This is a genomic window from Candidatus Rhabdochlamydia porcellionis (assembly GCF_015356815.2).
Taxonomy (GTDB): Bacteria; Chlamydiota; Chlamydiia; order Chlamydiales; family Rhabdochlamydiaceae; genus Rhabdochlamydia; species Rhabdochlamydia porcellionis.
Genome location: NZ_CP075585.1, coordinates 1,119,239 through 1,133,735, shown reverse-complemented (window position 1 = coordinate 1,133,735; position 14,497 = coordinate 1,119,239). Strand labels below are relative to the sequence as shown.

Sequence of the window (14,497 nt, the reverse complement as noted above, 5' to 3'; positions counted from 1 at the left end):
TATGGCAGGGCATAGCAAGTGGGCAAATATAAAACATCGTAAGGGAAAGGCAGACGCTATTAAAGGAAAGCTTTTTTCTCGTTTAACCAAAGAGATCATTAGCGCTGTAAAACAAGGTGGGGCTGATCCTAAAGCAAACACCAAACTGCGAATGGTTCTGCAAAAAGCACGCAATGCAAACTTGCCTAATGAGAATATTGAGCGCAATATTAAAAAAGCTACAAGTGCTGCTCAAGCAGATTATAGTGAAATATCTTATGAGTTATATGGATATGCGGGTGTAGGCATTATTGTAGAAGTTATGACCGATAATAAAAATCGAAGTGCTTCTGAAATGAGAATTGCCACTAATAAGAAAGGAGGCAGTATTGCAAACCTCGGTTCTGTGGCTTTTAATTTTGAGCGTAAAGGAATTATTCAGGGTAAAAAAAATGCCAGTGAAGAAGAGCTTTTTAACCTTGTGACAGAAGCAGGAGCGGAAGATTTCGATCTAGAAGAAGGCTTTTGCATCATTACAACAGCCTCTGATCAATTATTTCAAGTAAAAGAGGGTTTGGAAAGCCAAGGATTTATCTGTGAAGAAGCACAGCTTCAAATGGTTCCTAAAACATATATCGAATGCGATTCGGAAAGTCAAAAATTAAATCTTGATTTGATCGAATATCTAGAAGCAATAGATGATGTAGACGCCGTCTATCACAATATGAAGTTATCCTAGAAGTCAATTGTGATAGTAGCGGTTAAACCATGAAGCTTTAAATCATACATAGTGGTGTTTCTAGGAGCAACAAAAAATGTGTTATAATCCCACCAGAACTGCATTTCATAGCCAGCTGAAACCCCTAAATAGTATTTTTTGCAGAAACAGGAACCCCAGTCTAATCCTATAAAGCATTCTACTAGAGGCTTTAAGGTACGATAATGGGCGTGTTTACTGCCACCACCAAGAGTACCATCTAAACGATTTTCAGTGGTATTATTTTGGACTTTGATATTATTCCAAAGAACTGCTCCGGCAATATTGGCTAGGATAGCAAAATTAGAACATCCTAAATCCCATCTACCTTGCATTCCGAATCTAAGCCCTATCCCCTGGTTTCTATCCTTTAAAGACACGTCAGCTGAGTTAAAAACTAGACTATTGATTCCCGTATAAGAAGTGTTCAATCTAGATGTTACCCAAGCTCCTTTTAATCCTGCATAAGGGCGGATTGCTAGATTACGTCCAAGAAACAGACGTCTGCCTAATTCTAAATCAACAGTATCGAAATGTAGGTTCCAACGCGAACTTGCAGAATTAGATCCTAATATACCAGAACCTTCAAAAGGAGCTAATAAAGAAGCATTTAAGGTTTGACTTGTAGAACTCCAAGAGGAATGAGGTTGAGTATGTAAGCGAGTCCAATTAGCAAAGATGTCCCAATAGTCATAAGATAGGTTATAGCCTAGCCCTAGTTTAAAGCCACTTTCGTATTTATAATCAATTTGCTTAATCGTCTCTTTAGTTTGATTAGTAGATATTTGTTGTATATTGGAAGTGACACTTAAGTCTTCAATAGAACTACGCCAATATAAGTAAGCTGTTTCTAAATAAGGTCCAGTTGTTTCTATACAACCTCTAGCGGAGGGAGTAACATCTATGCAAGGGTCGAAGCTTTTTACTCTTTTTTCATCACAACAATCAGGTTTACAAAAATCGGTATACACAGGTTCTTTATAAAAAGATTTTTTTCTAAAACTATTTGGTTCTGAACAGAGAAAAACATCTTGAGGAGATTTTTTATTAAATAGAGATAGACCTTTACTATCCCATTTCTTTAATAAATCTGAGACAGAAAAGCTAGATTCATGTGTTTTGCATCCTAAAAGATAGACTAAAGCAACTATGCTTAATCCTAAACCGAATATTGAATTAGTATGGTGTTTCATAATTCTCTCAAATGTTTAAACTTAATTTTACAAGTAAGATAAATAAATTATTTTGTAAATACTTTTATTAAAATTATGAATTTATTTTTTTTGTATTTTATTACTTAATAGTTTAAATAACTTATTTTTAGAATTTTATTGAATATAGTCGATAGAATTTAATTACTTTAAAGCTTTTTTATGAGGAAAACATTTTTTTAATAAAATAGGTAAAAGAGCAAGAAGCGCTAAAACAAGTAAGCTTAATTTAATTTGTGTATTAAAAATGGCCGCAAAAGAGAAATCGGTTTCATTTCTAAAAAAAGTAGAAAGGCCTCCTCCTGCCTGTGCAAGAACAATGATTAGGGGCAAGACCCCTACACAAGTTGTCCAAATAAAGGTATAGGTATTTACTCGAAAAACAGCAGAAAGTAAGTTAATTAGCCAAAAAGGTAGGATATGGCTAAAGCGCAAAAAAAGCAGATAACTGATTTCATAGCGATAAAAAGACTCTCTTAAATGAATGAAATAGGCTTTTTTTCTATGGGAAAGAAATTGAAAAAACGCAGTACGCATAATAAAAAAAAATATGACAGCTCCTAACGTTTCAGAAAAGCAAGTATAGGCAATTGCTAATGGCAAGGGGAATAAGAATCCAGCAATCAGTGTTAATAAGGTAGAAGCTGGAATAATCAGTATTACCGAGATTGTATGAATTAAGATGAAACAAAACCCAGATAGAATAGGGTAGTCTTGTACATATTGCTCCCAAATGACATGCTGAGATTTGATGAGATTGAAATCCAATGCCTTGTATTTTCCTGTCAAGAAAAAGTACAAGACAAAGAACAAAATGATTAAAATAGGTAAAAAAGGTAGCCATTTTCTAGTCACTAAAAGACCTTTAATTAACAGATGTAAGTTGACCTAGAGCTTGCACATCTTCTTTAGAGGTAAGTTCATAGCGGAAGTTTTTATCATCTGTCATAATGCCTTCTACTAAAATAGCCAATCTACGTGTATTCTTTCGAGAGATCAACCTTTGAGCAGCTGTGCAAAAATTACTATAGGATAGAGTTTTTAGGCTATCCATTTGCTTATTTATCCATTCAAAGTCTTGATAATAAAAAGCTAATTTAGCGGTTTCTATTGCTTTAATAAACATGTTTTCTGATCTCATAGCAAGAGAGGTAATTAAGCTAGTACGGATCTTTTCAAAACGTTCTAAGGGAATTTCCATAGGTAGATTTCTGTCAAAATCTTCTAAAAATAATTCAAAACGCGCTAATAAATCAGCAGGAGTATGTGTGCTAGATTGTACTGCAAAATACTGTAAGAGCTGCTTTTCTTTTTCATCGTCCCAGGTTTTAGCTATGTAGGCTGTTTGTTGTTTAGTGCGCAATGTCTCATAAAAAGCGCTTTTTAAGGCTTGGCCTAAGATTTGTTGAGTAGCCCATGACTCAAAACTAAATGGTCCTTCTTGTAAAAGCAACAAAGCAGCTGCTCCTTGTCGATTTGTTTCAAAAACGAGCTTGTAAGGTCCGTGTAGATCGGACAGAAGAAGAACTTTAGCTTTAGCTTGGCTCTGAAGAGAATAGGGCTTTGCTGCTAAAATTGTTTGTAGCTCTTTAGAAAGCTGTATTGCTAGCTCTTGATTGAGATTTCCGTATAAAAGAGCTTGCATATAAAGGCATTGACTAAATTTCTCTGAGAAATCACACACATCTTTTAGACAAGTTTTTTGTAGAGCTAGCAGCTTTTGCTGACTAGTAGGTTGATCAAAAACAATCTCGCGCATTTGTTCTGCAGCTTGACATAGAGGAAGCTCTTTAGAAGCGTTCTCATAACTAGCAGCTAGGGAGCTAACATAAGTTTGAAATTTTTCTTGTGAACAAGTCACTTGTTTAAAGGCTTGAAACACTTTCTTAGTAAGTAAAGACATTTTTTCGCTAAGCCCTTGAATGTAGAGAATAGCTTCTAAAGGTTTTAGTTTTAACTCTATTTGAATTCCAGCATCTTTAGCAAAGGATAAATCATCAGCAAGCAGATCCTGGAGGGCATAAGACCATAAATCAGCTAGCACTTGAGCCTTTGGAGTTTGATCTAAAAGAGGTGACTTGAGCTGAAAGGTAAATACGGTTTCTGGAGTGCGATAATAGTTATCTGACAAAAAGTATACCTCAGAGCCTTCATCTTGGTGAATCAAAATCGGAATTTCTTGCAAAGATGTACTTTGCAGAGTTAATTGAGTAGGTAAATAAGGGTTTTGTCCTGGTAGGTTAATTTCAGGATAAACTTCAGGTTTCTGCCAGGCTTGTAGTTTCTTTTGATCGATTGGAATCACTGTGTATTCTGCTTCCATCCACTTTTCTTTTCGATCGGGGATTACTCCTACTTTGCTCGGATCTGCAATAACGAAGTAGACGCACTCAGAAGAGTTTAGTGTATTTAAAAAGCTATGAATTCTTTGAGGAGAAAAAACGCTCGGAATTTTCGTTTTAATTGGGTAGGAGCTAAGATCCTCATAAAGCATATCAGAAGCTATTTCTGAGGCCATTTCAAAAGCATCTTCTCTGGATTGGTATTGGTAATCTATAATTGCCATGGTTTTAAATTCTTGAAATAGATAGTCAGGTAATTTTTCTATCTTCAAGCGTTCAAGCGCTGCAAATATATATGATATAGCGCTATCGATTTGTAAAAGGCCGAAATCGGTTAAAGAAACATCAACACAAAAAAGCAGGTTATCTTTACTGAAACGATCACAGCTAACATGGAAGTTTTCCGCAATATTTTCCTTCTTTAATTTAGCAAATAAGCTTCCTTTTACCTCTTTATTGAGAATATAGGCAATAAATTCTGGGACTTTTTCTTCTATATTAGAAGCAAATACACTTGGAATCTCCCAGCATAAAGAAAGAGTTTTTAAGTCTTTAACCGGTTTAATAAAAATCATGCTTCCTTTTTGCTGTTCGGACAACAAAGAACTTTGAGAGGTTTTTTTCTGAAAGGAGGTATTAGTAATAGGCGAAAATTTTGTAACCACTAAATCTCTCATTTCAGCAATAGGTAGAGGAGAGATCATGACTAAATGCATACAATTTGCATTGTAATGATTTGCGTACCAATTTTTTAAATCAGATTGAGAAATTTCACAAAGAGTGTCTTTATTTCCCGTAGAAAATTTGCAATTTGGATGATTTGGGTTTCCTGTCTCTTTTAAGATCATATACTGACGCCATCCATCGTGTTCTATATTCTTAGCGTGTTCGTTATCAACAGCATTAAGTTCTCTTTGTCTACAACTTGTAGAGAATAAAGGATCAATGAAAAAATGAGAGAAACGATCAATTGCTTGGGGATAAGCATCATTATGAATGGAAAACATATAAACCGTTCGATCTGGGGCTGTATAGGCGTTTACCTTACCTCCATGATCTTTAATAAATTGCATGTATTCAGACTCATCTGGATAAGCTTTTGTCCCCATAAATAACATATGTTCCAAAAAATGAGCTATTCCTGGGTAATCATCATTCCAAGATCCAGCTCCTACACAAATACCTGCGCTGGATTGAGGGGTCTCTGTATCGGAAATAAGAAGAATTTTCAAACCATTTTCTAGAATGAGTTTTTCGGTTTTTCTTTTAGCAAGAGATGGAGTAAGAATGGGGACTGTGTATTGATCCTGAATAGTCGTATAGGAAAGAATAGATTGATCTACTGCACATAAAGGAGCAACCAGGCAAATGAAAGGAAAAAAATATTTCATAATCAAACTCTTATCTTAAAAATGTTATGATTTGCATTCTGATTTAAAACCTTTTTTTTGTCGAGAAAACGTCAGAAAAGCGTATTTTTACTTAACTTTTTTTAAATTTTTATCTTTGTAATAAGGTTGCCATTAATTTAAATAATTTACTATCATTGATCTGCTGTATTAAAATCTAAGATTCAAAAGGAGTCTGTTATGCCTTTAGAGAATAACTTAAATAATCCTGTTCCAAGACATCAAAGATCTTCTTCAGTCATGAATATTCCGATAAATTCATATAATTCTATAAATCAAATGCCAGCAGATGAAATGGCAGCGCTTACTCGTAACATAGCTAATGCTACTATCTCTGGAACTGCACGTTCTCAAAGTTCATCAGTAGTTAAAAAAAACTTTCAGGATTTACAAAGGTTATCATCTTTAAATAAGCAGATCAGATTTAAAGTAGATGACCAAGAACTAGAACTTTGTGTTAAAGCACCAGAAGTGAACAGAGATTTGCCCATTCTTTTTATGAAAGACATAAAAGATACTATTGATTTATCAGAACCGCTCCCAGGTGAATTGCAAAAGTCAGAGAAATGTATGACTATTCTAGATCTTCTTAGAGAGAGCTTTCCACAATTAACTTCTTTTTCATTTTTTAACAAAGATACAAAAATACCAAGATTTGCTGCTTCCTCTCCTATTCCTTTAAATTATGAAAATAAAGGAAATTTCTTTCCCCAAATAGAATTAGAAGGGCAGGTTGCCTATATAGCGTGGGATTCTTCTGGCTCTCAGATAGCAAAAGGATTCAAAGAAAAAACATGTGATATTTTACTTAAAAATAAAAAGGCTTTTTGTGGAGTTGCTCTATCTCAAGCTAATTTGAAAGGGATAGAAGAAGGAGCTGGAGTATCTGCTCATTTTATAACTACAAAGGTTACAGTGGTAGGGATCCTTATTACTAAGCCACCAACTTATACACAATCATGGTGGCTAGGTGATGGTAGAGTTGCTTGCGATGGTTCTGGGTTATCTAGTAGAATTGTTAGTGATAGTTGCATTGCTGAATGCTCAAGCCATTTAATCTCTAGAGGCCTTTCAAAAGGTGAAATGACCAACTTTGGAATGCTTGGAGTTCAAGGGGTTAGTGTTTCTCATGCTAAACAGGATTTACCGGATAGGTTCAAAAATCGTGGAGAGAAACTGATTCCATTTTGTTTGGAAATTATTCCTCAATTTTCTTCAGAAGAAAATCCGGTTCGAGAAGATGATCTTGTAATGGCAATAGATATGCAATTTCAGAGGAAAGCATTTACTGATCTATCTAAACCTTAGAAGAAGTCCTTGTACATCTTACGCACTAAATTATAAATGAATTCTGCACGTTCTTTGCGACGTGCATGTTTATCGGATGATTTTTTCAATGAGTAGTTTTCCATGTCAATTTCGGAACCAAACGCTATTTGAATTGGTCCATAGCCCACTGTTCGCGATTCTCCTAATTCTACTTGGATGGTTTTAGGAGGAGGTAGGATAGCATAGGTTTTTAAAGCTAAAGGATAAAAATGTGTAGGACGTAAAGAGCGTTTAGCTATGAGATAAAACATTTCAATGCTAGGAGGGTCAAAGTCTGCTACTTCAATAATTCCTTTGTTATTGCTTCTATCTCGACCACCACTAGGGGCTACATAGATGATATTTCCTCCTTTTTTTAAGAGGCAGCTCATGGTATCCATAGTTTTTTTATTGTGTAGTTGCTTTTTCATTTTTAGTTCTGGAGGACTATCAATATAGCGCTTTGAATGGATACACAGTAAATTACAACCCAAGCTTAGAGGAACTGCTAAGGGATCGCTGATGACACGATCACCAGCAACAAAAATGAGTTTTTCTGCAATTTTTGGAAATTTTTTCTCTAATAAAATGCTAATCATTTGAGGATCTCCCTCTGATTGATGATTGGCAAAGAGAACAACATTGTCTTTATTCTTTAAGTGAGAATCTATTTCCTCTAAGTAAAGTTCTCCTTTTAAAGAAGAAGAGGATGTATCAATAAGAGGCCTTACAAAATCAAGAGCAAATTTATGATAATCAAAATCTTTACGCAATTTTTGGTGGTAATGAGGAAAAGAAAAAGGAGAAGCGCATTGTAGAATAACAAGATCTAGAAAGGTAAGAAAAATTTGTTCTGTTTTTTCACTCGTCTGTAGAGCTGCTGATTTATATCCTGTATAAAATTCGTGCAAAATAACAGCAGATTTCTTAGGAATAAGATTTTGGTCAATAGCGAGCTGCAGATTCTCTAAAAAGAATTTAGATTTCGAGTTTTTTTCCATTGATTGTTGAATAAAATTGAAATTCATTTAGATGTAAGTTGTCATTACTATCAAAATAGAGTTGAGCATGCCAGCTTTCTGCTAATTTTATCAGATTTTTTTTGTCGTACTGATTCAAATAAGCTTCTAGTTCTGGATGAGTAACTAATTTTAGGCCAAAATGCTGTTGTTGACAAATTAGTTTTTTAAGAGATCGTTTAATTTCAATAGAGATGCTTTCATGATTTTTTATCATTCCACTTCCGTGACAGTAAGGACAGCCTACAAACATAGTTTGAGTAAGAGATTCTCGGCTACGCTGTCTAGTCATTTCAACCAAACCAAATTCGCTCATACCTGAAATTGTGCATTTAGCAGAATCATCTTTCATTGCCTCTTTTAAGCGTTCTAAAACGCGGCGTTGATTTTTGCGGGAACGCATATCGATGAAATCACAAATAATCAAGCCTCCAATATTACGCAAACGAAGTTGGCGAGCAATTTCTTCTGCAGCTTCCATATTAATGTGTACCAGTGCTTCTTCTACATCAGATGCTGAGCTTTGAGAACGTCCTGAATTTACATCAATTGTATACATCGCCTCTGTTCGATCAAAGAACAAATAACCACCGCTTGGGAGCCAAATTTTACGCCGCAGAGCTCTTTCAATTTCTCTTTCTGCACCAAATCTTTCAAACATAGGCACTTTGTCTCTGTACAACTCAATTTTTAAAGGGTGCTCTGATGCATATTTTGTATACATGCGTTTACATCTTTGGTAAACAGAGTGATCATCGACCAGCAAACGCTCAAACTTCTTATCAATTGCACTTAAAATAGCGCGCTTAATGAGATCGGATTCTTCATACAGACATGTAGGTTTATTGGCTTTATGGAATTGATCAATAATGTATTGCCATGTTTTAAGCAGTTCACTTGCTTCATTAATAAGCATTTCAGCAGAAGCATTCATGCTTGCTGTTCGGCAAATAAGCCCCATGTCTTGAGGCATTTCAAAAGCACGAATGAGCTTTTTTAAACGATCTCTTGAAGCAGGATCTTCTATCTTACGCGACACTCCTCTATGAGGAGTATTAGGTAACAAAACAAGATACCTACCTGGAATAGAGATATTAGAAGTTAATCGCGCTCCTTTAGTACCTATTGGTTCTTTTACTACCTGTACAAGTACAGATTGCTCTGGCTTTAAGAGCTTAGAAATATCGGTCTCTTTGCGTTGCTTTGTCTGTTTTGAGGAGATCTGATGATTCCATTCAAAATCCATATCAAATATTTCTTGAAATTTCTGCGTGTTTTCCAAAATATCAGAAATATGAATAAACCCATTTTCTCCTTCATTAATATCAATGAAAGCAGATTGGATATTGTGTAAGATATTTGTTACACGGCCGCGATAAATATTACCGGCTATTTGTCGATTTTTTTTTCTTTCTACAATCAAATCATAAAGAGTTCCGTGTTTAAGCACAGCATAGCGAATCTCTTTTGATTCAATATTTAATAAAATTTCTTGCATCGGGTCCTTTAAGCGAACAGATTTTAGTGAGTATATGACTTAAAAGAAGTAATCCTATAAGATTTTATGTTCTTTTTCCAGAAAAAAGCAATGATTGCAACTGTTCTTTAACCTTATCAATAAAATTATATTTAATTAACTGACAAGCACTATTAATACTGCTTAGGATACTCGAAGAAGAGCCTTCCCCATGACATTTAACGATAATTTTGTCAATTCCTGCAAGAAGAGCTCCTGGATATTTAGAATAATCGAGTTTTTGACGTAATTCATGAAGAGCTCTTTGCAATGATAAAGAGTGATTTTCTTTATCAATATCACCGATCATTTTTAGAATATTAAAAGCAATCCCCTCAGAGGTTTTTAAAAATATATTACCCGTAAATCCATCGGTGATTAAAACATCTAATTTTGTTTGAAATACATTTCTAGCTTCTACATTTCCTATGAAGGTAAAATCATTTTTATCAGATAAGTGCTCTAGCGTTTGATAAGCATCCCTTAGTTCCGGGGTGCCTTTTTTTGCTTCTGAACCGATATTTAAAAGCGCCAATTTAGGACAAGAAATACCTCGACTTTTCTGGTAAGCGATTCCCATGGCTGCAAAATGCACAAGATGGGCTGCTTTATAAGAAATACTAGCCCCTACATCGAGCAAAGCAATCTCTGATTGATGCCCAGGGAATAGGGTTAGTAAAGCAGGCCTTTTTAAGCCAGATAGTGAGGATAGATGTATCTTTGCACAGCTCATTAAAGCGCCTGTATTCCCCGCTGAAATAAAGGCATGCAAATGGCCTTCTTTTAACATGCGAATTCCTACACATAAAGAAGAATGAGGCTTGCGTTTAATAGCAATTAGTGGCAACTCATGCATGTAAATGGCTTCTTGTACAGGAAAGAAAGAAATACAAATAGAAGGGGAAGAAAGACCTTCAAACACTTCCGAAGTGCCAAACAGAGTCAAATAAATGGAGTCGTCAAATGAGTCATAGTGCAAGAGAATAGTTTCAAGCAATTCTCTTGCAGGAGCATCGCTTCCCATTAAATCAATGCCAATAGATAGGGGTAACTTAATCTTTCCTCTCACTAACTACCAAACGTCCTGCATAAAATCCACAATGAGAGCAAATACGGTGAGACAAGCAACTTTGAGCACAATTTGTGCAGCTATTTACATTTTTTGGTTTTTTAGCATGATGAGCACGCCGGGAATTCTTTCGAGCATTAGAGGTGCGATTACGAGGGACAGCCATAATTGAATACTCCTTAAAAAATCATTTAGATTATTTATAACTAACTTAAGACTTTATTTAAAGTTCAATGAAAAAATTGTCTTCTGCAAAAGGAAAGTAGACGTTTTTTGTTTTGCTAGATCCATCTTTTACAGGGGAATTTAAATATTTTTTTATTATAGATCTATCTGGGCAATTGCCTTGATTACACTCAGAAAAAGAAGGAACTAGATTGAGGATTGTAGAGCGTATTTCATCGGTAAAGTCAAAAATAGCACCTTTGATCTCAGATAATGCTATGGAAAAACAAGTATTGTCCAATTTTAAAAAATTTTCTGTCATTTTATTGCAAATAGAACAGGGGATAAAAGCGCTAATATTTAATGTAAACTGTATAATTAAATGATCATTTGCTAAATAGGCTTCAGCTTCTATTTTAAAAATCTTATCAAAAACAAGATCCTGTTCATCAATTTCTAAAAAATCAGATGAAATGCTTTCAGAAATCTTATCTATTTGCCCCGTTTTTAGACGATCGATGTAAATATGTAATTCTTTCATAAATTAGATCAAGTCTAATAAAAATCTATATTTTTTTCTAGATAAAATAAGATTTTAATTACTGAGCATGAGACAAATCTGTTTGCTTACTTCTTTTGCTGTATTTGCTGTGCCAAGTAAAGTTACTATATGCTTACATTTTTCTCGATAGCTTGGGTGATTTTCAAGTAAGTGATACATACGAGATAAAAGAGATGTACTAGTAAAATAAGGCCCAATGAGCTCGGGAAAGATCTCTTGATTTGCAATGATGTTTACTAAACAATAAAATGGTAGTCGGATGCGTAATAGATCTCTTGCTACAATTAGATCGAGTTTGGATAATCCATAGGTAACCACTGTAGGAACAAAGTGAAGGGCTAATTCAAGGGTTATCGTTCCTGATTTAGCAATTGCAAGATGGGTTTTTTGCATGAGTTCATAGCTATGAGTAGAGGGAACAAAAGTAATCGGATGATTCCAGTTTTTTTTTTGCAGAATGAAGAGAATTTGAGAATGAAATTTAGGTTGTGCTACAGAAAGAGCAATATGCAAATTAGGTTTATTTATGCACAGGTGCCTGCAAGTGTCAAGGTAAAGAGGTAAATTACGCTCGATCTCTTTAGATCTACTCCCAGGGAACAGCGCAATGATTTGCTTATCTTTTGGCAAATCAAGGTTTTGATAGTTATAAGACTGAATGCGAAAATTAAGGGGATGACCAACATATTGTGTAGGGAGCTTTCGGAAAATTTGCGATTCAAAGGGCAAGATAGTGAATAGATGATCTAAATGCTTTTCCATAAAAGCGATTCGATGCTTCCCCCATGCCCATACCGAAGGACAGATAAAATGCACAATTTGTCCTTTAAAACCTCTTTTTTTTAAGTATCGATGTAATCTTAAGCTAAAACCTGGGTAATCAATGGTAAATACTATTTTTGGTTGTAGTGATAAAATAGCGTTTACTACTTTGTAAAACATGCGTACCAGTTTAGGAAATGCGCAAAATACATCAATAAACCCCATAACCTGCAATTCTTCCATAGCAAGAACAGAATTTACTCCTTGATATCGCATGCGCGGTCCAGTAACGCCAAATATGCTAAGGGTGGGCTTTTTTACTTTAAGCTCAGCTAAAAGAGATTCTGCATGTAAATCACCGCTTGGTTCTCCACAAAACATAAAAAGATCACAAGGCATTAAAAGACCTTAAGCTGTTTAGCTATCCATTTTGCTCCATGATGGAATGTTTCTTTTGCTGTGCCGTGACCATGATGTCCAATCGAAGGTAAAATCCTCAATTCGATGGGAGGAGAAAGGCATCTTTTCTGGTAAGCTGTTTCAGTAAGGGTTTCTATCAAATCAAAACAATTGCGTGTTCCTACTCTAACATCTCTATTTCCAATGTAACAGCGAGTTTTTTTATCAGATAGCAAATCAACTATATGTACAAGGTCCCAGCTGACCAAATCTGAAAAACCTGGAAGAAAAGAGAGTTTAGTTAAAGGAGCAAATCCCAACCAATAGGGAATTTCAGGGTTTTTTGCTGCTACATGTGCAGCAATTAAAGCTCCTCTAGATAGTCCCATTGTTGCAATTTTATTTGGTAGAATGAGTTTTTGGTTTAGCAGAAGAGTGATCGCGTTTTGGATCTTTTTCAGATAACTTCCTAATAGATCTTCACCTTTTTGCATAGCTGTTGCCCATTCTATAAGTCCTTTTGTAGCAGGCTTTCCTTCTTCATGATAGGGCAGAGTCATCGAAAAAATCCTTAAAGGAAACTGAGAAAGATACGCAACTGGTTGATTAAAGGGATCTAAAGTCAGAGAATCTTTAGCGGATAGAGCAAAATAAAATACAGCAGGAAGAGGACCTAAGTCAACGGGTGGTCCTAAATACTCTAGCTGAATATCAGAAGCTAGATTAAGTTGCTGAGGAAGAAGAGGCTTCATCTGTTTTTATTTTCTTTTTACGTCGTCGTTTATTAGATACAGGGTTTGTAAGAGCATGATTCCATTGTTCCCATACAACTTTAAGAGCTGGTTCCAATGTACAACGAATTTCAAAAAATTGCATAGCTTGCATGAAATCTGGATCTTGAGGAATGCGAATACGGCGTGGTTTTTTAGAATCAAAAGGAGTAATGCGATATTGCGAAACCAAAATCGACTGCAAACTTGTACGTAATCTACGAGAAAGATTGATAAAAGGGCGAAACATTTCATCAAGTAACTCATGCACTTCTTCGCTTATTTGTCCTAAATGCAAGATGATATCTCGATTCATATAACGTGTATAGATCTTTTTTTCCAGAATAGGGAATACCAAAGCAGCTAATAAAACAGCACGTGATAGGTTTATATGATCAGATTTCATGAAATAATGATCGATTTCTTTTAGAAAAGAGAAAACCTCTTCTGCATCTTTAGAGTCTAAAAAATCTCCTAGTGAAGGCATTAATAAATGCATAAACCCATGTTCTGCAAGAAGACGAAAAAAAGGCTCCGAAGCTTTAGATTCCAACATACGCAGCAATTCTTCTAATATACGTGCAGGAGAGCTCTTCATAATTTCCTGGCGACATTCAAGCAGAGCAATGTGCGAGGGATCATCAATGGTAAAACCAAATCTTGCTTGAAATTTAAGCATTCTTAGCATGCGAACAGGATCTTGACGAAAACGAATAAAAGGTTGTCCAATAGTGCGCAGAGTTTGCTTTTTTATATCTTCAAAACCTCCAATATAATCAATAATCGACTGAGAGTCTGAATCATAAAACAGTGCATTAATGGTAAAATCACGTCTTAGAGCATCTTCTTTTGCCGTTCCCCATTTATTATCACGTACAATCAATTCATCGAGCTCATTATCTCCAGAGCGAAAGGTGGAAACTTCTAATATTTTTTTCCCAAATCGAATATGAGCAAGACGGAAACGCCTTCCCACTAAAATACAATTTCTGAATATTTTTTTTATTTCTTCTGGTTGTGCAGATGTACAAATATCAAAGTCTTTGGGATTTTTATGTAGTAACAGATCTCGAACACTTCCTCCGACTAGATAGGCTATGTAACCTGCAGTGCGAAGTTTTTGCATAACATACAGCGCATCGGAGTCAACTTTTTTCATGCAGAGCTGATGTTCTTCAAAAGAATAAATGCGTTGAGACACTAAAGCCCTAAAATAAATAAATTTGCAT

At 35.2% G+C, this 14,497-nt stretch carries 13 protein-coding genes; 2 read left to right on the top strand and 11 right to left on the bottom strand.

Annotated features, from left to right (window positions below; translation table 11 throughout):
- The first annotated feature begins 1 nt into the window (after position 1).
- A complete protein-coding gene (locus RHAB15C_RS05315; protein WP_194844781.1) occupies positions 2-718 on the top strand; it encodes a YebC/PmpR family DNA-binding transcriptional regulator in 717 nt (238 codons plus the stop codon).
- Here RHAB15C_RS05315 and RHAB15C_RS05310 read toward each other — a convergent pair.
- The 3 genes from RHAB15C_RS05310 to RHAB15C_RS05300 form a co-directional block, all read right to left on the bottom strand.
- Positions 715-1,929, bottom strand: coding sequence for an Lpg1974 family pore-forming outer membrane protein (locus RHAB15C_RS05310; RefSeq protein ID WP_194844782.1), 1,215 nt, complete (start codon positions 1,927-1,929; stop codon positions 715-717). The genes RHAB15C_RS05315 and RHAB15C_RS05310 overlap by 4 nt on opposite strands.
- 162 nt (positions 1,930-2,091) lie before the next feature.
- Positions 2,092-2,802 carry a TVP38/TMEM64 family protein gene (locus tag RHAB15C_RS05305; protein ID WP_194844783.1) on the bottom strand — a complete coding sequence of 237 codons (711 nt, stop codon included), beginning with the start codon at positions 2,800-2,802 and terminating at the stop codon, positions 2,092-2,094.
- A gap of 10 nt (positions 2,803-2,812) precedes the next feature.
- A complete protein-coding gene (locus tag RHAB15C_RS05300) occupies positions 2,813-5,680 on the bottom strand; it encodes an insulinase family protein (RefSeq protein ID WP_194844784.1) in 2,868 nt (955 codons plus the stop codon).
- Positions 5,681-5,878: 198 nt separating this feature from the next.
- Between RHAB15C_RS05300 and RHAB15C_RS05295 the strand changes: the two genes are divergently transcribed.
- Positions 5,879-7,006, top strand: coding sequence for a hypothetical protein (locus RHAB15C_RS05295; protein ID WP_194844785.1), 1,128 nt, complete (start codon positions 5,879-5,881; stop codon positions 7,004-7,006).
- Here RHAB15C_RS05295 and RHAB15C_RS05290 read toward each other — a convergent pair.
- The 8 genes from RHAB15C_RS05290 to pcnB all read right to left on the bottom strand — a co-directional run bounded on the left by RHAB15C_RS05290 (position 7,003) and on the right by pcnB (position 14,469).
- Complete coding sequence (locus tag RHAB15C_RS05290) at positions 7,003-8,007, bottom strand: 1-acyl-sn-glycerol-3-phosphate acyltransferase (RefSeq protein ID WP_194844786.1); 1,005 nt, start codon at positions 8,005-8,007, stop codon at positions 7,003-7,005. The two genes, RHAB15C_RS05295 and RHAB15C_RS05290, sit on opposite strands and share 4 nt — an antisense overlap.
- Positions 7,985-9,523 (bottom strand): Rne/Rng family ribonuclease, encoded by a 1,539-nt coding sequence (locus RHAB15C_RS05285; protein WP_194844787.1) that lies wholly within the window; start codon positions 9,521-9,523, stop codon positions 7,985-7,987. Before RHAB15C_RS05285 ends, RHAB15C_RS05290 begins: the two co-directional genes overlap by 23 nt.
- Before the next feature lie 64 nt (positions 9,524-9,587).
- Positions 9,588-10,610, bottom strand: a complete 1,023-nt coding sequence (gene plsX, locus RHAB15C_RS05280; RefSeq protein WP_194844788.1) for a phosphate acyltransferase PlsX — start codon at positions 10,608-10,610, stop codon at positions 9,588-9,590.
- Positions 10,594-10,776 carry a 50S ribosomal protein L32 gene (gene rpmF / locus RHAB15C_RS05275; RefSeq protein WP_138106882.1) on the bottom strand — a complete coding sequence of 61 codons (183 nt, stop codon included), beginning with the start codon at positions 10,774-10,776 and terminating at the stop codon, positions 10,594-10,596. The genes plsX and rpmF overlap by 17 nt, the downstream gene beginning before the upstream one ends.
- Positions 10,777-10,833: 57 nt before the next feature.
- Positions 10,834-11,316: a hypothetical protein gene (locus RHAB15C_RS05270; protein ID WP_194844789.1), complete on the bottom strand. Its 483-nt coding sequence runs from the start codon at positions 11,314-11,316 to the stop codon at positions 10,834-10,836.
- Positions 11,317-11,370: 54 nt separating this feature from the next.
- Positions 11,371-12,498, bottom strand: a complete 1,128-nt coding sequence (gene lpxB, locus RHAB15C_RS05265) for a lipid-A-disaccharide synthase (RefSeq protein ID WP_194844790.1) — start codon at positions 12,496-12,498, stop codon at positions 11,371-11,373.
- Complete coding sequence (locus RHAB15C_RS05260; protein ID WP_194844791.1) at positions 12,498-13,250, bottom strand: alpha/beta hydrolase; 753 nt, start codon at positions 13,248-13,250, stop codon at positions 12,498-12,500. The genes lpxB and RHAB15C_RS05260 overlap by 1 nt, the downstream gene beginning before the upstream one ends.
- Positions 13,222-14,469 carry a polynucleotide adenylyltransferase PcnB gene (gene pcnB, locus RHAB15C_RS05255; protein ID WP_246587540.1) on the bottom strand — a complete coding sequence of 416 codons (1,248 nt, stop codon included), beginning with the start codon at positions 14,467-14,469 and terminating at the stop codon, positions 13,222-13,224. The genes RHAB15C_RS05260 and pcnB overlap by 29 nt, the downstream gene beginning before the upstream one ends.
- Between the last annotated feature and the right edge of the window lie 28 nt (positions 14,470-14,497).